The sequence below is a fragment of the Stenotrophomonas sp. CFBP 13725 genome (genome assembly GCF_014841935.1).
Classification (GTDB): domain Bacteria; phylum Pseudomonadota; class Gammaproteobacteria; order Xanthomonadales; family Xanthomonadaceae; genus Stenotrophomonas.
Map to the genome: position 1 here is coordinate 19,112 of NZ_JACYUV010000007.1, position 19,132 is coordinate 38,243.

A 19,132-nucleotide genomic window follows, 5' to 3' on the forward strand; every position below is an offset into this window, starting at 1 on the left:
TGCCGCCATGACTGAATTCATCCCGCCCGGCACCCGCTTCCACGCCCTCCCCTCCCCGTTTGCGTTCAAGCGCGGCGGCGCCCTGCACGGCGCGCGTGTTGCGTTCGAAACGTGGGGAACGCTGGATGCCGACGCCGGCAATGCGATCCTGATCGTCACTGGGCTGTCGCCGGACGCGCATGCCGCATCCAACGCAGCCAATCCGGCCCCGGGTTGGTGGGAGGCCATGGTCGGTCCCGGCAAGGCGATCGACACCGACCGCTGGTTCGTGATCTGCGTGAACTCGCTGGGCAGCTGCAAAGGCTCAACCGGCCCTGCCAGCATCAACCCTGAAACCGGTGAGCGTTACCGTCTTACGTTCCCGGAACTGTCGGTGGAAGACGGAGCACGTGCGTCGGTGGAGGTGGTGCGCGCACTGGGTGTGCAGCAACTGGCCTGCGTGATCGGCAACTCGATGGGCGGCATGACCGCGCTGGCGCTGCTGATGGTGCACCCCGGCATCGCACGCAGCCACATCAACATCTCGGGCAGTGCACAGGCACTACCGTTCTCCATCGCCATCCGATCCTTGCAGCGCGAAGCCATCAGGCTGGATCCGCAATGGAACAACGGAGACTACGACGACGCGCATTACCCGGAATCGGGTATGCGCATGGCACGCAAGCTGGGCGTGATCACCTATCGCTCGGCGCTGGAATGGGACGGGCGTTTCGGTCGCGTGCGACTGGACTCCGATCAGGCCGACGACGACCCGTTCGGCCTTGAGTTCCAGGTCGAGAGTTACCTCGAAGGCCACGCGCGACGCTTTGTGCGCTTCTTCGATCCGAACTGCTATCTGTATCTCAGCAGGTCCATGGACTGGTTCGATCTGGCCGACGAAGGTGACGGCGACGTGCTGGCCGGCCTGTCTTCGATCAAGGTGGAACAGGCGTTGGCCATCGGGGCGAACACGGACATCCTGTTCCCGGTGCAGCAACAGCAGCAGATCGCGGACGGGCTGCGGGCAGGCGGTGCCCGGGCACGCTTCATCGGGCTGGATTCACCGCAGGGCCACGACGCGTTCCTCGTCGATTTCGAGCGCTTTGCCCCCCCCGTGCGCGAATTCCTCGACGCACTGTGAGCCGCCGTCCCGCGCCCCGCCGTCGGCCTGTCGCACCGCGCCCCGAACCGCGCCTGTCGCCCCGTACCGCGCTGGCGCTGTGCGTGGCCGGTGGACTGCTGGCCTGCACGGTCGTGGGCTGGCTGCCGGGATGGCTGGCGGTGTGGCTGCTCATCGCAAGCCTGTGGACATTCGGTCTGTACTGGCGTGACAAACGTGCCGCCATGCGCGCCACGCAACGACGCACGCCTGAGCGCACCCTGCAGATGCTGGCGCTTGCCGGCGGCTGGCCCGGCGCCCTGTTCGCGCAGTCACTGCTGCGCCACAAGAGCCGCAAGGCCAGTTTCCAGCAGGTGTTCTGGGTGTGTGTGGTGGCCAACGTAGCCTCGGTCGCGGTGCTGCTGCGCGCTGCTGGCCAATACACCTGAAGCAGTGCGCGGAGCAAAAAGCGTAACGGCGGATACCGGCTAAGGGGCCGTGTTGCTCGCGGTTTGTAACGACTCCTCCGCGATCCGACCGCCCTGCACGCGATACACAACATCGACCACGCCATCAGGCAATTCGTCGTGGGTGATCAACATCAGGCTGCGCCCCTCCAGCAATGCCGGCAGATCACGCAGCAGCGCGTGGGCGGTGTCCACGTCCAGCCCTTCGGTCGGCTCGTCCAGCACCAGGATCGGCGCCCCGCGCAGCAGCGCGCGCGCCAGCGCCAGCCGACGCGCCTGCCCGGCCGACAGCGTGGCGCCGTTTTCGCCGACCCAGCCGTCCAGTCCGCCGACGGCACGCGCCCACTCCCCCAGCCGGACCCGCTCCAGCATTGCCCACAGCACCGCATCGCTGGCGTGGGGATTACCCAGCAGAAGGTTGTCGGCGACGCTGCCGGCAAACACCGGGGCATGCTGGGGCAGCCAGGCCAGTTGCCGGTGCCAGTCTTCCTGCGCATACGCACGCAGGTCAACGCCACCATGGGTGATGCGGCCCGCACCTGGGTCATAGAGACGCAGCAGCAGGCTGGACAGCGTGGTCTTGCCGCTCCCGCTGTCGCCGCGGATGGCGATCCGACGGCCAGGCTCCAAGGTCAGATCGATCCCTTCCAACAGCGTGCGACCGCCGTGCTCCCAGCCGAACGAAACGCCTTCCCACTGCACTACGGCGGGTACGTCGGGCATCGCAACAGGCGCGGCAGGCTCATCGACCATCGGCGGCTGGTCAACGATGGACTGCAGGCGCGCGACGGCGACCTGGCCTGACTGCAGCGACTGCCACGCCAGGCCGAGGCCGGCCCACAGCTCGATCATCGCCACGGTCAGGAACAGCAGACCGGCGGCCAGTGGTGCATCCAGCCGTCCGTGCTCATGGGCCGACAGCACCAGCGCCAGCATGGCCAGCAACCCACCACCGGTCACTACGCCATGCAGGGTGGTCGCCCCCAGCAGCCGCCAGCGTCGCCGCCGATCCCGCGCGCGCAGTTGCCGCGCCGCGACCTCCACCCGGCCCTGCCAGTGATCCACCGCGCCCAGCGCGGTCAGATCGGCAGCGCCCTCGATGCCTTCAAAAGAAAGATTGCGCAGCTGCGCCCGATGCTGGGCGCGATCACGCTCTTCCTCATCGCGCCCACGCACGCCCAGCCACGGCACGCCCAGGCCAACCAGCACGCTCATCGCGGCCAGCAGTGCAGCAGCGCTGGGCAGGATCAGCCACGCCGATGCCATCGCCACCCCGCTGAGTGCCGCCAATGCCAGCAGCGGGCCAAGCGCGCGCACCCACAGTCCATCCACCTCGGCGATGTCGCCGAGCAGCCGGGCCAGTAGTTCGGCCGTGCGTGTCGTGCCCAGCCGCGCCGGTGCCAAGGGCAGTGCGCGGCGGAAGAACCACACGCGCGCATCGCGTGCGATGCGCAGGGTGACGTCGTGTCCCACCAGCTTTTCGAAGTAACGCGATGCGATGCGCGCCATGGTCAGGCCGCGGATGCCGGCCGAGGGCGAAAAGAAATTGAAGCCACTGCCCAGTCCAGCGGCACCGGCCAGCGCCGCCGCGGTGAGGAAGCCGCCGGACAGCCCCAGCAGGGCACTGCCTGCCAGCATGGTGGTCCACAACAGCAGCACGGTCAGCAGCAGCCGCGGTGTGTGCCGGCGGAACACCGCCCGCAGCGTGTCGCGCTGCGCGGCGCTCATGCCGGCACCTCGGGCGCGCCTTCGTGCAGCTTTCCCTGAGGAAGCACCAGCGTGCTGTCTGCCCATGCCATCACGACCGGGCTGTGGGTCGCGACGATCACGCTGCGGCCGCGGGCGAATATAGCCAGTGCATGCAGCAGTGCGGCCTCGGTACGCGGATCAAGGAACGCGGTAGGTTCGTCCAGCAGCAGGATGCCGGGATTGCGCAGCAGCAACCGGGCCAGGCCGATGCGACGTGCTTCACCCCCCGACAAGCCGAATCCGCGCTCTCCGATCACCGTGTCCATACCGGCCGGCAAGCGGTCGGCGAAGGCCAGCACCTGCGCCGCGTCCGCCACCTGGCGCAGCGTCGCCATGCTGGCGGTGGGATCGGCCAGGCGCAGGTTGTCGGCGATGCTGCCGTGGAACAGGTAGGGCCGTTGCCCGGCGTAGCCGACCTCGATACCCGGGCGCAGGATGACACTGCCCCCGCGTGGCGGCAGCCAGCCTGCCAGTGCCTCCAGCAGGGTGCTCTTGCCGCTGCCACTGGGCCCGACCAGGGCCAGTCGCTGGTTCTGTTCCAGCTGGAAGCTGATGTCGCGCACAACATCGTGAGCGGCACCCAAGGGCCGCAGCACCAACGCGCGGGCCTGCAGAGGCGGCGCGTGCAACAGCAGCGGCTCGGTGGCCACCACCGTGGCCCGCGGCGCGGCGGGCGCGGTGGCCGCTGCCGGCAATCCGCCGAGCAGACGCTCGATCTCGGCGGCGGCGGCCAACGCGTTGGCGCGATCGTGGTAGTGCGCTGCCAGCCGCCGCAGCGGCGCATAGAATTCCGGCGCCAACAGCAGGCAGAACAGGCCCGCTCCCAAGGTGGGGACCTGTGCGTGCAGGGACATCATCCCCAGGTAGCTGAGGCCCAGGTACAGCGCCACCATGGCCACGCTGACCGAAGCAAAGAACTCCAGCACCGTGGACGACAGGAACGCGATGCGCAGCACCTTCATGGTGCGCTCGCGCACCCCCTCCGCAGCGGCCGCCACGCCATCCAGCTCAGCTTGCCCACGCCCGTACAGGCGCAGCAGACCCAGGCCTTTGATGCGGTCGGCGAAGTGGCCGCTCATGCGCGCCAGCTCGCCCAACTGCGCGCGCCCTGCCGCCTCCGCGCCCCAGCCCACCAGCATCATGAAGAACGGCACCAGCGGCGCGGTGGCGATGAAGATGACCGCCACCACCCAGTCCACCCAGGCGACGGCCAGCGCGATGACCAGCGGCACGACGACCACTTCGATGCGCACCGGCTGGAATCCGCTGAAGTAGTTCTCGATGGCATCGGCATGGGCCAGCATCACCTCACCCAGCTCGCCGCTGCGCTGCTGCCGCAGCCAGAGCGGCCCCTTGCCCAGCACGCTGGCGTAGGCGCGCTCGCGCAGCGCGAGGCGTGCCGCATCGGCGACCTCCCCCGCAGCGGCCTGGGTCACGCTGCCCAGCAGGGTGCGCAGCAGCAGTACCCCGCCCAGGCCGGCCAGCACCCCCATGCCGTCCGCCAGGGGCGCCCGCTCGAACAGCACGTGCTGGACCAGCCAGGCGATGGCGGCGGCCTGCGCGACCAGCAGGATGCCCGACAGGCTGATCGACACCGCCGCAAGCCGCCGCTTGCCCGCCGCTGCCGTTGCCAGCCCCTCCAGCCACTGCTGGCGATCCTTGCGCTGTGCGGTCTCGCGCTGGTGCTGCTGCGCCTGCTGCTGTTCGTTGTCGATGGCCTGGCTCACTGGATTCTGGGCTGGGAAGAAGAAGCCGGGGTCGGCCCCCTGCGGGGCGCTGGCCTCGGTAGCTGGGCGCATTGTAGGCCGTGGTCGCGACGGTACTGCGGCAGTCGGTCGCATCGCCTGCGGTGTTGGCATACGATCGGCCCGGGGATCCATCCGCACATTGATCTGAATCAAGGCTGTTCGAAGTCGTCGGTCACATCATCACTCCACGTAGACCCACCTTCCCGCACCCCACACGGCTTTATCCCACGAGGTAGCCAGGCCATGATCGATTCGACAGTCGTAGAACTGTCGCGGCTGCAGTTCGCCCTGACCGCGATGTATCACTTCCTCTTCGTCCCCCTGACCCTTGGCCTGTCGTTCCTGGTGGCCATCATGGAAAGCGTGTACGTCATGACCCGCAAGCCGGTCTGGCGGCAGATGACCCTGTTCTGGGGCACGCTGTTCGGCATCAACTTCGCCATCGGCGTGGCCACCGGCCTGGTGATGGAGTTCCAGTTCGGCATGAACTGGTCCTACTACAGCCATTACGTCGGTGATATCTTCGGTGCGCCCCTGGCCATCGAAGGCTTGATGGCGTTCTTCCTGGAGGCGACCTTCATCGGCCTGTTCTTCTTCGGCTGGAAGCGCCTGACCCCGGTCAAGCACCTCACCGTGACCTGGCTGATGGCACTGGGCACCAACCTGTCGGCTGTGTGGATCCTGATCGCCAACGGCTGGATGCAGAACCCGACCGGCGCCATCTTCAATCCAGAAACGATGCGCATGGAAGTGGTGGATTTCGCCGCCGTGCTGCTCAATCCGGTGGCGCAGGCCAAGTTCGTGCACACCGTCAGTGCCGGCTATGTGACCGGCGCGATCTTCGTGATGTCCATCAGCGCATTCTACCTGCTGCGCAACAAGCACAAGGACATGGCGCGGCGCTCGTTCGCCGTTGCCGCCGCCTTCGGCCTGCTGTCCTCGCTGTCGGTGGTGGTGCTGGGGGATGAAAGTGGTTACGCCGCCAGTGAACACCAGAAGATGAAACTGGCCGCGATCGAAGCGATGTGGGAGACCGAGCGTGCGCCGGCCGACTTCACTGCCTTCGGCATCCCCAACCAGGCCACGCAGGAAAACGACTACGCGATCAAAATCCCGTACCTGATGGGCCTGATCGCCACCCGCTCGCTGGACCAGCCGATCCCGGGCATCCTGGAGCTGGTGGAGCGTGCCGAGCACCGCATCCGCGGCGGACAGATCGCCTACGGCGCCCTGCAACGGGTGCGCGCCGACAAGAACGACCTGGAAGCACGCGAGGTATTCGATCGCCACTGGCAGGACCTTGGGCATGGCCTGCTGCTGAAGCGCTATCGCGACGACATCGGCAACGCCACCCCGGACGAGATCGCCAAGGCGGCGATGGATACCGTGCCGCGGGTTGCCCCGCTGTTCTGGACCTTCCGCATCATGGCCGGGCTGGGCTTCTATCTGATCGCGTTCTTTGCGCTCGCGTTCTACTACTCCTGCCGCAACAACTTCCAGGATAAACGCTGGTTCCTGACACTGGCCGTGTGGTCGCTGCCGGCGCCGTGGATCGCCATCGAGTGTGGCTGGTTCGTCGCCGAGTACGGCCGCCAGCCCTGGGCCGTCGATGGTGTGCTGCCCACGTTCTACGCCGCATCGGGCCTGGCCCTGCACGAGATCCTGACCACCCTGGCCGTGTTCACCCTGCTTTACACGGTGCTGCTGGTGATCGAGGTCAAGCTGATGCTGAAGGCGATCAGAAAGGGACCTGACGAGATCCTGCCCTCCCTGCAGGCGCCGCGTGCGTCCGTTTCCCATACCGCCCACCCGGCCCCAGGCCAGGCATAAGGCAGGAGAACCCGAATGGAAATCCTTGGACTTGATTACACCACCCTGCGCATCATCTGGTGGCTGCTGCTGGGCATCCTGCTGATCGGCTGGGCCGTGATGGATGGCTTCGACCTCGGCGTCGGCACGCTGCTGCCCTTCGTGGCCAGGACCGATGACGAACGTCGGCTGGTGATCAACACCGTCGGCCCCGTGTGGGAAGGCAACCAGGTGTGGCTGGTGCTCGGTGGCGGCGCGATCTTCGCCGCTTGGCCGCCGCTGTATGCGGTCAGCTTTTCCGGCTTCTACCTCGCGGTGTTCCTGATGCTGTTCGGGCTGATCCTGCGCCCGGTCGCCTTCAAGTACCGCAGCAAGATGCCGGGCAAGCGCTGGCGCGAAAACTGGGACCGTGCGCTGTTCGTCGGCGGCCTGCTGCCGGCACTGATCGCCGGCGTGGCGGTGGGCAACGTGCTGCTCGGCGTGCCCTTCCACTTCGATGACAGCATGCGCATCTTCTACACCGGCACCTTGATCGGCCTGCTCAACCCGTTCGCCCTGGTGGCCGGCCTGGTGAGCGTGGCGATGGTGGTCTCGCACGGGGCGGCGATGCTGGTGCTCAAGACAGACGGTCCGGTCGCCGAGCGCGCGGCCCGTTACGGCAGCGTCGCGGCGCTGCTGACCTTCGTCCTGTTCGCTCTGGCCGGTGTCTGGGTTGCGTTCGGCCTGCCCGGCTATGAGATCACCTCGCAGGTGGTCACCGATGGGCCGACCAATCCACTGCTGAAAACCGCGGCCGTGGGGGCCGAAGCCGGGGGGTGGCTGCGCAACTACGGCAGCATGCCCGCCACCCTGCTCGCACCGATCATCGGCCTGGCGGGTGCACTGGCCAGTGCAGCACTGCTGCGCGCTCGCCGCGGCGGGCTGGCCTTCCTCGCCTCGGGCGCATCGATCACCGGCATCATCCTGACCGTCGGCTTTGCGATCTTCCCGTTCCTGCTGCCTTCCTCCAGCCAGCCGGGCTCCAGCCTGACCGTCTGGGACAGCTCGTCCAGTCATCTCACCCTGGGCATCATGCTGGTCGCCACGGCGATCTTCCTGCCGATCATCCTGGCCTACACCACCTGGGTCTACCGGGTGATGAAAGGCAAGACCAGCGCCGAAGAAATGGGCGACAACCCCAACGCGTATTGACTGACCCTGCCGGCCTGCGGGCCGGCACCTACCTAGGAGCACACCATGTGGTATTTCGCCTGGATTCTTGGCACCGGTCTGGCCTCGGTCGTCGCCATCCTCAACGGCATGTGGTTCGAAGCGCGTGAGTCGGGCAGCATCGACGATCGAGACGGCAATTGATGTAACAAAAGTGTTGCCGCCTTGGCCTTCACACGGTATCTTAGGCGGCTCCTTCGGGGTGTAGCTCAGTCTGGTAGAGCGCTACGTTCGGGACGTAGAGGTCGCAGGTTCGAATCCTGTCTCCCCGACCACTCAGGTGATCGGAACGACCGAAGGAAAAAACGATTTCCCTTGCCGCCCTTCGCGGAAATCGATATGATAGGCGGCTACCCTTCGGGGTGTAGCTCAGTCTGGTAGAGCGCTACGTTCGGGACGTAGAGGTCGCAGGTTCGAATCCTGTCTCCCCGACCACTTGTTGGTCGTGACAAAGCCTGGAAGACGACGGTCTTCCGGGCTTTTTCATGTCTGCCGTCCTGACATCGAGCCGCCAACGCGCTCGCCGGGCCAGGATCGGCGGGGGGCGACCGGTCGACGTACAATGAGGCCCTCCCCCACCTGCCGCACCGGCCTCTGCCCGGTGCCGCTGCTGCATCCGGTCGCTGCCACGCGCCGCCGGCAAGGATCCATGATGACCCCCGCCTCCTCTCCGCTGTCCCCCGCGCCTTCGCTGTTGCACGGGCGCGCGCTGGTATTCGCTGCTGTCCTGCTGGCGGCGGTCAACCTGCGTACCGCCGTGACCTCGGTCACTCCGCTGCTGGACGTACTCGGCAACGCCTTCGGCTTCGGCACGACCATGACCGGCGTGCTGGGCATGTTGCCCACCGCGTCGTTCGCCTTGTTTGGTGTGTGTACGCCGATGCTGGCGCGGCGGATCGGGCTGGAGCGCGCCACCCTGCTGGCGATGGCCCTGGCCGCCGTCGGTCTTCTGCTGCGCTCCAGTGCCGTCGGCGTGGGCAGCCTGCTGGCCGGTTCGATCATCGCCCTGGCGGGCATGGGCATCGGCAACGTCGTGGTGCCCCCGTTGGTGAAGCGCTACTTCGCCAACAAGGTCGGCGCCATGAGTACGCTGTACATCAGCGTGCTGCAACTGGGCACGATGCTGCCGGCGTTGCTGGCGGTGCCGGTGGCCAACGCGGCCGGCTGGCGGGTGTCGCTGGGCATGTGGGCGCTGCTGGCGCTGGCCGCCATGCTGCCGTGGCTGATGCTGGTCCGGCGCACGCCACGGCACGACACGATCAACGACGCGCCGGATCCGTCCGCGCAACCCCATGGCAAGGTCTCCCGCACGTCGCTGGGCTGGGGCATGACGCTGATGTTCGGCATGACCTCGCTGATGACCTACTCGATGTTCACCTGGCTGCCGCGCATCGTCGTCGAAGCCGGTGCGACGCCTGCCTTTGGCGGGCTGATGGTCGCCATGTTTTCCGCCCTGGGCCTGCTGCCGTCGCTGGTGATTCCCTCCTTGGCGGTACGCATGCAGAATCCGTTTCCGCTGGTGCTGATCGGCTTCAGTGCATTCACCATCGCGTTCGCCGGGCTGCTGCTCGCCCCCATGAAGGCGCCGTTGCTGTGGGCCTGCCTGCTTGGCGTGGGGCCGTCCACGTTCCCGCTCGCACTGACGCTGATCAACCTGCGCACGCGCACCCCCACCGGCTCGGCCGCCCTGTCCGGATTCATGCAGGGCGTCGGCTACAGCTTCAGCTGCCTGGGCCCGTTCGTGGTCGGCTGGCTGCATGACCTCAGCGGCAACTGGACGGTGCCGTTCGGCTTCCTGTTCTGCTGTGCGCTGGTGATGCTCTGCGCATCGTGGTTCGCCTGCAAGCCACGCAAACTGGAAGACCTGTGGGGTCCGTCGCCCGTTTGATGGACACCGGGATGGCCGCCAGGCCAGCATGATCCATCGCAGGTGACGGACTGCGTCAGCTAGTGACCCTGCGCGCGCTTCCAGACCGGGTTGTCGGGGAGGCGCGTGCTCACAGAGAGGATCGACATGGCCTGCCCACGGTACTTTGCCCGGGCATGCACGCTGCTGGCACATGATGTGCGTCACACTTTGCGCTGAACGCAACACCAGAACGTCGCTATTGGGGGTCCCATGTCTTTCCACCGTCCGCTGGCGCACTGCGTCGGCCTGGCCTGCCTCGTCCTTGCGTCGGGGTCACAGGCTGCCACCGCGCCACCCCGCCATGCCGAACAGATGGCCGAGATCAGCCGCCATCGCGACCAGGCACACTGGCTGGATGCCTTGGCGGCCATCGAGCGCGCGCAGGCGTCCACGCCGGACGATGATCTGCTCTACAAGTTGAAGGTGCTGACGCTGGGCGACATCGGCAACGCCAGCCGTGCGTGGCAGCTGTACCAGGCGCGTCCGACGCTGTTCGATGAAGGCCAGAAGCAACGCTTCGAAGCGGATTACCTGGCCCGCCTGGTGGGCTGGAGCCTGGCCTATGGCGAAAGCGAAGACACCCGGCTGGACGAAGCCGAAGACACACTGGCGTTGATGGAGCGCTACCTGCAGCGCGGTGGCACGCCGTTGGCGCAGGCCCCGCAGCGCATCCGGCTGGATCGCCTGATCCTGTTGAACCGTCTGTCACGCCATGCACAGCTGCGCGAGGAGTACCACGCCCTGATCGCCGATGGCATCGAACTGCCGGACTACGTGCTGCCGGCCGTCGGCGATTCGCTGATGGCCACCCAGCATCCGGAAGAAGCCATTCCGGTGCTGGAGCGCGCGGTGAAGAACGATCCGTCGCGCTTCCAGGCGCGATCCGAGCTCGCTTACGCCTACCTGGAAACCGAACAGGCAACGACCGCCATCGACTATCTACAGCGCTGGCAGAAAGAAGAACCCGTGTGGCGATGGGGTCCGAATGCACGTGCACCCTACGCGAACTGGGCGCGCTATGAAGCAGACCTCAACCTGGCGATGATCCGCGCCTACAGCAACGACCTGCCGACGGCACAGAGCGAGCTGCAGCAGATGGTTGCCATCGGTCCGGGCAATGGTGGCCTGCAGACCGCGCTAGGCGGCGTCTACCAGATGCGCGGCTGGCCTCGTCGGGCCATGGAGCGCCACCAGATGGCTTACACGCTGGACCCGCGCGATGTTTCCCCCCGCATCGGCATGTTCGAATCGCATATCGCGCTGCAGCGCGATGATCTGGCGCGCCCGTTGCACGACGACCTGTTGGCACGCTATCCGAACCAGCCGTCGGTACAGCGGATGGACCGCGCGTGGCGTGCCCACCGCGGCTGGCAGCTGCAGGCCAACGCCGAGGTGGGACGCAGCAGTGGCGGAGGCGGTGCGTCGCCGCTGGGCAACGACGATGGCAGCTACCGCGTGCAGGCGGCTTCGCCGATCATCGCGGACCGCTGGCGCGTGCTCGCCTTCGCTGACCGACGTTCGGTGGATTTCCAGGACCAGCGCATCAATCCGTGGTGGTTCGGCGCGGGTGTCAACTACCGCTTCGATCGACTCGATGGCGAGCTGACGGTGGTGCACCCCAATGATCAGCTCGGCGATACCGGGCTGCGCGGCGGCCTGGGCTGGCAGTTCAGCGACCAATGGCATGCAGGTGTCAGCGCAGCGCGCAACGACGCCGATGCATCGATGCAGGCCCGTGTGTCAGGCATCACCGCCGACAGCGTCGCGCTCACCGCCGATTACACCCGCAACGAGCGCACCCAATGGAGCATGGGTGCCAGCCAGTTCCGTTACGACGACGGCAATCGACGCGATACCGTCAACACGTCGGTGGTGCAGCGTCTGGTCAGTACGCCCACCGTGCTGGTCGACGGCCGGGGCAGCCTGTATGCCAGCCGTGGCAGTCGTGACGATGTGCCCTACTTCAACCCCGCGCGCGATCGCTCGGTGGAAATCGGACTGCGCATCGACCAGCAGTTGTGGCGCCACTACGAGAAGCATTTCCGCCATCGGCTGACCGTGTCGGTCGGCGACTACTGGCAGGAAGGCTTCGGCAGCGCCCTGGTCCCGTCGGCCGAGTATCGCCACGAATGGCAGATCGGTGCGGGTCGGATTTTCGAGTACGGCGTGCGCTGGTCGCGCCCGGTGTATGACGGCCAACGCGAGCAGCATGTCGGCTTGGAAGCCGGCCTGCGCTGGGGAGAATGAGATGCGGATGATCACGAAGCGACTGTCGATATTGATGATGCTGCTGTTGCTGGCGCTGTGCGCGCCGCTGCAGGCGCAGCAACGCACGGAACTGGATGCGGCCGGCAATGGCCTGCTGGTCCTGAGCTACCACGATGTGCGCGACGACGTCGCCGCCAAGGGCGACCCGGATGCGTACGCGGTGAGTACGCAGAACTTTGCCGCGCACCTGGACTGGCTGTCTGCGCACGGGTATCACCCGGTGTCGCTCAGCCAGCTGGTCAAGGCATCGCGTGGGGAAGCTGCGCTGCCGACGCGGCCGGTACTGCTGACCTTCGATGATGGCCTGCGCAGCGTGTACAGCAAGGTCTACCCGTTGCTGCGCGCCTACAACTATCCCGCCCTGGTGGCCGTGATCACCGACTACGTGGACATGGCGCCTGATCGCACGATCGATTACGGCTACCGCCCGTTCGGCCGCGATGACTTCCTCACCTGGGACCAGCTGCGTGAGATGAAAGACAGTGGCCTGATCGAGCTGGCCAGTCATACCGACAACCAGCATCACGGCGTGCAGTCCAACCCACAGGGCAACTCGACCCCGGCGGTGATCACCCGTGCCTACGATCCGGCCAGCGGGACCTATGAGACCGCCGACGCGTACGAGAAGCGCCTGCGCGATGACCTGTCACGCAGCGCCGATCTCATCGAGAAGCACCTGGGCGTGCGCCCGCAGGCCATCGTCTGGCCGTATGCGGCCTACAACCAGCTCAGCAACACGATCGCCGAGCAGCTGGGCATGCCGGTGTCGTTCGACCTGGAAGGCCGCAGCACGCCGATCACGCGCGATCTGCACGGACTTGCGCGCCTGCTGGTGACCGGCAATCCCAACGTCACCGGGCTGGCGTTCGAGCTGCGTCGCAATACCAACCTGGATGGCACCCGGGCCCTGCAGATCGACATGGACGCGGTGTATGACGCCGATCCAGCGCAGCTGGCACGCAACCTCGACGTGCTCATCGACCGGGTCAAGAAGATCGGCCCGACCCACGTCTACCTGCAGGCCTTTGCAGACCCCGACGGTAACAACACCGCCGATGCGCTGTACTTTCCCAACCGCCACCTGCCGATGCGCGCGGACCTGTTCAACCGGGTGGCGTGGCAGCTGAAAACACGCGCAGGGGTGAAGGTGTATGCGTGGCTGCCGGTGCTGGGGTTCGAGCTGCCCGACCCCGCACAGAGGCAGGCGCTGGGCATTGCCAGCCCGGAAAAGGATGGCATGTACCGGATGGACTTCACCCAGCCCGCCGCGCGCCAGATCATCCTGGACCTCTACGAAGACCTGGCGATCAATTCGTACTTCGAAGGCTTGTTGTTCCATGACGATGCGTACGTGCGCGATACCGAGCTCACCGCGCTCGACCAGGAAGGCGCGGACGGCAACCGTACCCAGGCGCTGATCGATTTCACCCTGGCCCTGCGCGACCGTGCGGAGCGCTGGCGGCCCAAGCTGGCCACCGTGCGCAACCTGTATGCCCAGCCGGTGCTGGAACCGCAGAGCGCCGCCTGGTTCGCACAACGCCTTGACCTGTTCAATGCCGCCTACGATCGCACCGCGCTGATGGCGATGCCGTGGATGGAGGGAAGCAAAGATCCCGAGCACTGGCTGGACCGGCTGGTGGCGGCGGTGCGTGAGCACGACCCCGAGCTGAAGCACACGCTGTTCGAGCTGCAGACGGTGGACTGGCGCACGCAGACGCCTATTCCGGGCGAGCGCCTGCGTGCCCAGGTGCGTCGCCTGCAGGCGCAGGGAGTGCGTCACCTGGCGTGGTACCCGGATGACTTCATCGCCGACAAGCCATCCACTGCTGACGCCCGGGCCGCCATGTCCGCACGCAACTTCCCCTATCCGGAGCGGTGACATGGAACACACCCTGGTCTACTACCTGTTCCAGTTCGCCTTCTTCTACCCGATGGTGATGGCGTTCTTCTGGATGTCCGGGGGGCTCTATTACTTCTTCCGCCGCGAGCGGAAATCACGCGACCGCGATGATCCGCCGCCGATGGCGGAGTATCCGTTCGCCTCGTTGCTGATTCCATGCCACAACGAATCGGACAACCTGGACGACACCATCGGCGCGGCCCTCGCTCAGCGTTACCCGGATTTCGAAGTCATCGCGATCAACGACGGTAGCAGCGACGCTACCGGCGCACGGCTCGATGCACTGGCCGCCGTACACCCGCGACTGCGTGTGGTGCACCTGGACCGCAACCTGGGCAAGGCCAACGCACTGCGCATGGGTGCGCTGGCGGCGCAGTCGGAGTACCTGATCTGCATCGACGGCGATGCCATGCTCGAAGAGCACGCCATGCACTGGATGGTCTGGCACCTGAACAGTGGTCCCCGCGTGGGTGCGGTGACCGGCAACCCACGCATCCGCAACCGCTCCACCCTGCTTGGCCGCCTGCAGGTCGCCGAGTTCTCCTCGATCATCGGCATGATCAAGCGCGCGCAGCGCGTCTATGGCCGCATCTTCACCATCTCCGGGGTCATCGCCGGGTTCCGACGCACCGCCCTGCACCGCATCGGCTACTGGGCCGATGACATGGTGACCGAGGACATCGACATCAGCTGGCGCCTGCAGCTGGATCACTGGGACATCCGCTATGAGCCCAATGCGTTGGGCTTCATCCTGATGCCGGAAACCCTCGGCGGCCTGTGGAAGCAGCGCCTGCGCTGGGCACAAGGCGGCGTGGAAGTCCTGCTGCGGCACGGCGCCAGCCTGTTCGACTGGCGCAAGCGACGCATGTGGGGCGTGCTGGTGGAGTACATCTTCAGCGTGCTGTGGGCCTACGTGATGCTGCTCATCATCGTGCTCTGGGCGCTCGGCAAGTTCGTCGAACTGCCGCCGTCGCTGTACATCCAGACGCTGCTGCCGCAGTGGCATGGCGTGATCCTCGCGCTGGTCTGCCTGTTGCAGTTCGCCAGCAGCCTGATCATCGACCGTCGTTACGAAACCCACATCGGCCGCAATTATTTCTGGGTGATCTGGTACCCGATGGCGTACTGGTTGATCAGCCTGTTCACCACCCTGGTGGCCTTCCCGAAAACCCTGCTCAAGCGGGGCCGCAGGCGCGCCACCTGGGTCAGCCCGGACCGGGGAATACGATGAACGCCAACAAGCCGTCCCGCCGTTTCGACTCGCGCCTGATCCAGAAGCCGCGCCAGCAACCCCGTCTGCAACGCACCGCGTGGGGATTCGTCACCCTCGCGTTCTGGGCCTTTTATTTCTATCTATGGGCGCCGGTGCTGACGCTGATTTCCTGGCTGGTGGGGGGGCGCCTGGCCTGGGTGCAGCTGTACGAGCGCAAGCAGCAGCTGGATCCTTTCCTGATCATCGCACTGCCGGTATTGCTGGTGGGCTGCGCGGCGCTGCTGATCGTGTGGGCGGAATACAATCGCTTCCGCTTTTCGGGCAAGGAGCGGCGTGCGCCGCGCATCGATGTAGCGCATGCGGACATCGCCCGTGACCTCGGCGCCACCGATGCGCTTGCCCGTCAGTTGGCGGGCGCCAAAGCCGTGATGCTGCACATGGATGACGACGCACGACCGGTGGGTTTGACCGAGCAGCAGCTGCCGGTCACCCCGTTGCAGGCCACCTGACGCGCCCTGCTGCGGGCATGGCGGATTTCCGGGCTGGGCCGCATGCCGGGGTAGCGCCGAGCCATGCTCGGCGAGCGCGCAGCGCGGCGTGGTGAGCGCAGCCGACTGCGCCAACATCAGCCGACTGAAGTCGGCTCTACCGCATCGAGGAGCTACACGGACCACCGATGCCGGGGTAGCGCCGAGCCGTGCTCGGCGAGCGCGCAGCGCGGCGTGGTGAGCGCAGCCGGCAGCGCCTACGCGCGGACCTGCCCTTCGCCACGCACGACGAAGCGCTCCACGGTCAGCGACTCAAGGCCCATCGGGCCATACGCATGCAGGCGTGTGGTGGAGATGCCGATCTCGCTGCCCAGCCCCAGCTGGCCGCCGTCCGAGAACCGCGACGACGCATTGACCATCACCACCGCCGACCGCAATGCCGTGATGAAGCGCTCGGCGTGCGCGGCGTCGCGGGTCGCGATGACTTCCGTGTGATCGGAGGTGAATCGCCGGATATGTCCGATGGCCGCGTCCACGTCATCGACTACCTTGACCGCAATCACCAGGTCCAGGAACTCCGCAGCATAGTCATCTTCCGTCGCCGCCACGCTGCCTGGCAGCAACGCCTGCGACGCCACGTCGGCACGCAGCTGGACACCCCGTTCGGTCAGCGCCTTGCCGGCCAACGGCAGGAACACATCGGCGATATCGCGGTGGACCAGCAGCGTCTCCAGCGAATTGCACGCGGAGGGCCGGCTGCACTTCCCGTCGACCAGCAGCTCGACGGCCTGCGCCACGTCCGCACTGGCATCCACGAAGAGATGACACACGCCCTTGTAGTGCTTGATCACCGGCACGCGCGCGTGTTCGGCGACGAAGCGGATCAGGCCCTCGCCGCCCCGCGGGATGGCCAGATCGATCAGCTCGTGCAACTGCAGCAGTTCCAGCATCGCTTCCCGACGCAGGTCGGTCAGCACGGTGACTGCCGCCTCGGGTATTCCCTGCCCGCGCAGGGCGCTGCCCAAGGCCGCAGCAATCGCGGTATTGGAATGGATCGCTTCGGACCCGCCGCGCAGGATCACACCGTTACCCGCTTTCAGGCACAACGCCGCTGCTTCCGCCGTGACGTTGGGGCGCGCTTCGTAGATCATCGCAATCACCCCCAGCGGGACGCGTACCTTCTGCACGCGGATACCGTTGGGACGCACCTCGTCGCGGGTGACCTGACCGACCGGATCAGGCAGTCCCGCCACTTCACGCAGCGCCTCGGCCATGGCGAACAGACGCGGAGGATCCAGCGCCAGCCGGTCCAGCATCGCACTGCCAATGTCCCTCGCGCGTGCCGCCGCGACGTCGCGCGCATTGGCGGCAAGAATCTGTCCGGCGTGACTCTCCAGCGCGGCAGCCATCGCCTGCAGCAGGGCCGCACGCTGACCCGCATCCAAGCCAGCCACCACGGTGGCGGCACTGCGGCAGGCACGTGCCTGCTGTTCAATTCCTGACATGGTTGAACCCCGCAGAAGAGCAGAAAAGGCAAAAGGGCGACGGCGTCATGGCAGAACCTGCTGAAGACTGAGGTAGGCATACACTGGCGTCGAGTATAGCGAAGGCTTACCGCGTCAATCCGCGTGCCTTGCCCGCAACCGTGACGTTCGCTTCCGGCCTGCCTGGTTGCTGCCTGATCCGATGCCAACGTTCTCGGATGGTCATTTGTTTCCGCCACCGGCTCAATCGAATGCGCAGCGCCTTTGTGCATGCAATCTTGCAGACGAGCCTCGCAACCGGCAGAACCTGTCTGCCTGACGAGGCCAAGAGGAACGACCGATGACGACCAGACCCGTTACAGACACCCCCTCTGCCCCCAACCCGGATTTCCAGATTGAACTGACCATTGATTCGGTCACGGTGGCGCCCGAGGGCAATGCCGCGATCGACTTCAAAATCACTGCCAAGGCAAACGTAGCCCACGTGGACGGCTACCAGCTGTGGAGTGAAGACGAATCGGGAGGCTTCTTCCGACACAGCAGCACCAAAGATAACGCTGAAATGCACCAGCGGCCCTTCGGGACGCGCGTATGGTGGGCTCACGCCATTCGGCACACGGCAACGACCATGCGGTTCTTCGCCGCCTGGAATCGGGAAGATCCGGTACGCGTCAGCAACTACGTGGATATCGTGCTGCCCGCAGTGCCAGCCCCCACGGAATTCTCTGCACGAGATGGCGGCTTGAACGTCATATGCACCGGCAGGGCGCTGCCTTACGGAGAAGTACTGGTGCGTCTGGACAAGACGTCCAGCAAGGTTGAGGCAGGGAAAGATGGGACATGGCGCGCCATCATCGACGCAGCCCCAGGCACGTACACGGCCAGCGCCCAGTGCCTTGGTGGACCCCTTCCAGATTCACCCAGGGTCTCTGTGCAGGTGGTGGTGGCCAAGGCACCCGCCATTCCCCTGCGGCTGTTGTTTCCCGAAGAAGGAAGGAAGATAAGCCGGCTCACCCGCGTCACCGGTACCGCCAGGCCGAAGACGCGGGTAGAGGTGTCAGTGGGCGGCGGTCCGGTCGCTGTCACGCGGGCGGGTCCCGGAGGGGCGTGGGAAGTGCCCGAGGCGCGTTCAGACACGCCGGGTCTGGTGGACGTGTTCGTGGAAACCCCGGACACGGGTGAGGCCCTGCGACGCAGTGTGGACGTGGAGTCTTTTCCCGTGTGGGATGTCACCCACCTGTTCGCCGGACCAATCGTTGACGAAAGCGGACTGGTGACCCGCGCCGGTGCCGTTGCCGAAGGACGCGGCGAGCAAGGGGACACGATCCAGTACAGCGTGCGCGGCGAGGAGCCTTGGACCGACCTGGCAACGGTGGGCGAGGATCTGCGCTGGCGGTTCGAACACGTGGCACCGCCTCCCCCGCCGCCGCCCTTCCGGATGGGCAGACTCTATCTCCGCTGCCCAGGTGATCCCCTGATTCGTGATTACACGGTAGAACTGCAACCGCCCGTCATCACGTCGCCAGAGGAAGGCGCCGTCACCGGACCCAGCGTGGAATTCAGCGGCTTTGCAGCACTGAAGTTCGATATCGAACTGCCCGATGGCGTGAAGCAGCGGGTCACGCCGGACAAGGAGCACGCCTGGAAGGTCGTACTGGGTCCCTTTGCACCCGGCATACACACCGTGATCGCGCGATCTGCCGCAGCCAACCACAAGCGGGAGCAGACGCGTCGCACCTTCCTGGTCGAAGACGTCCCAGGTCCTGACGACACGTGACCTGACCCGGCGCATGTGCCATCGCGTGGCAGG

General features: G+C 66.2%; 14 protein-coding genes and 2 tRNA genes. 13 read left to right on the top strand and 3 right to left on the bottom strand.

Annotated elements, in window-relative coordinates; translation table 11 throughout:
* Positions 1 to 7: 7 nt before the first annotated feature.
* Together IFT65_RS13090 and IFT65_RS13095 are read left to right on the top strand one after the other, a co-directional pair.
* Entirely contained in the window at positions 8 to 1,120 is a 1,113-nt protein-coding gene (locus IFT65_RS13090) for a homoserine O-acetyltransferase (RefSeq protein ID WP_192081806.1), read from the top strand.
* 53 nt (positions 1,121 to 1,173) lie between these two features.
* Positions 1,174 to 1,527, top strand: a complete 354-nt coding sequence (locus IFT65_RS13095; RefSeq protein WP_192081911.1) for a DUF1294 domain-containing protein — start codon at positions 1,174 to 1,176, stop codon at positions 1,525 to 1,527.
* Between the two features lie 39 nt (positions 1,528 to 1,566).
* On the opposite strand, the gene cydC is transcribed toward IFT65_RS13095, so the two are convergent.
* Positions 1,567 to 3,273, bottom strand: coding sequence for a thiol reductant ABC exporter subunit CydC (cydC, locus tag IFT65_RS13100; protein WP_192081807.1), 1,707 nt, complete (start codon positions 3,271 to 3,273; stop codon positions 1,567 to 1,569).
* Complete coding sequence (cydD, locus tag IFT65_RS13105) at positions 3,270 to 5,093, bottom strand: thiol reductant ABC exporter subunit CydD (protein WP_192081808.1); 1,824 nt, start codon at positions 5,091 to 5,093, stop codon at positions 3,270 to 3,272. Before cydD ends, cydC begins: the two co-directional genes overlap by 4 nt.
* Positions 5,094 to 5,285: 192 nt before the next feature.
* Here cydD and IFT65_RS13110 point away from each other — a divergent pair, with 192 nt between their 5' ends.
* The 10 genes from IFT65_RS13110 (at position 5,286) to pgaD (ending at position 15,859) form a co-directional block, all read left to right on the top strand.
* Positions 5,286 to 6,872: a cytochrome ubiquinol oxidase subunit I gene (locus IFT65_RS13110; protein ID WP_192081809.1), complete on the top strand. Its 1,587-nt coding sequence runs from the start codon at positions 5,286 to 5,288 to the stop codon at positions 6,870 to 6,872.
* 15 nt (positions 6,873 to 6,887) lie between these two features.
* Positions 6,888 to 8,042: a cytochrome d ubiquinol oxidase subunit II gene (cydB, locus tag IFT65_RS13115; protein WP_188326729.1), complete on the top strand. Its 1,155-nt coding sequence runs from the start codon at positions 6,888 to 6,890 to the stop codon at positions 8,040 to 8,042.
* A gap of 45 nt (positions 8,043 to 8,087) precedes the next feature.
* Entirely contained in the window at positions 8,088 to 8,204 is a 117-nt protein-coding gene (gene cydX, locus IFT65_RS13120; protein WP_188326728.1) for a cytochrome bd-I oxidase subunit CydX, read from the top strand.
* Positions 8,205 to 8,258: 54 nt separating this feature from the next.
* Positions 8,259 to 8,335: transfer RNA gene (locus tag IFT65_RS13125), tRNA-Pro, on the top strand.
* Positions 8,336 to 8,418: 83 nt separating this feature from the next.
* Positions 8,419 to 8,495, top strand: a tRNA-Pro gene (locus IFT65_RS13130).
* A 217-nt stretch (positions 8,496 to 8,712) separates the two neighbouring features.
* On the top strand, positions 8,713 to 9,948 hold the full coding sequence (locus IFT65_RS13135) for an MFS transporter (RefSeq protein ID WP_192081810.1): 1,236 nt from the start codon (positions 8,713 to 8,715) through the stop codon (positions 9,946 to 9,948).
* 231 nt (positions 9,949 to 10,179) lie between these two features.
* Positions 10,180 to 12,216 carry a poly-beta-1,6 N-acetyl-D-glucosamine export porin PgaA gene (gene pgaA / locus IFT65_RS13140; protein WP_192081811.1) on the top strand — a complete coding sequence of 679 codons (2,037 nt, stop codon included), beginning with the start codon at positions 10,180 to 10,182 and terminating at the stop codon, positions 12,214 to 12,216.
* Positions 12,217 to 12,223: 7 nt separating this feature from the next.
* The gene (gene pgaB / locus IFT65_RS13145; RefSeq protein WP_192081812.1) at positions 12,224 to 14,116 is read left to right on the top strand and encodes a poly-beta-1,6-N-acetyl-D-glucosamine N-deacetylase PgaB; all 1,893 of its coding nucleotides are present in this window, start codon (positions 12,224 to 12,226) and stop codon (positions 14,114 to 14,116) included.
* A gap of 1 nt (position 14,117) precedes the next feature.
* Positions 14,118 to 15,368 (top strand): poly-beta-1,6-N-acetyl-D-glucosamine synthase, encoded by a 1,251-nt coding sequence (pgaC, locus tag IFT65_RS13150; protein WP_192081813.1) that lies wholly within the window; start codon positions 14,118 to 14,120, stop codon positions 15,366 to 15,368.
* The gene (gene pgaD, locus IFT65_RS13155; RefSeq protein WP_192081814.1) at positions 15,365 to 15,859 is read left to right on the top strand and encodes a poly-beta-1,6-N-acetyl-D-glucosamine biosynthesis protein PgaD; all 495 of its coding nucleotides are present in this window, start codon (positions 15,365 to 15,367) and stop codon (positions 15,857 to 15,859) included. The genes pgaC and pgaD overlap by 4 nt, the downstream gene beginning before the upstream one ends.
* Positions 15,860 to 16,095: 236 nt before the next feature.
* On the opposite strand, the gene IFT65_RS13160 is transcribed toward pgaD, so the two are convergent.
* The gene (locus IFT65_RS13160) at positions 16,096 to 17,343 is read right to left on the bottom strand and encodes a glutamate-5-semialdehyde dehydrogenase (protein WP_192081815.1); all 1,248 of its coding nucleotides are present in this window, start codon (positions 17,341 to 17,343) and stop codon (positions 16,096 to 16,098) included.
* Positions 17,344 to 17,662: 319 nt separating this feature from the next.
* On the opposite strand from IFT65_RS13160, the gene IFT65_RS13165 reads away from it, so the two are divergent.
* A complete protein-coding gene (locus IFT65_RS13165) occupies positions 17,663 to 19,099 on the top strand; it encodes a hypothetical protein (protein WP_192081816.1) in 1,437 nt (478 codons plus the stop codon).
* Positions 19,100 to 19,132: the final 33 nt, after the last annotated feature.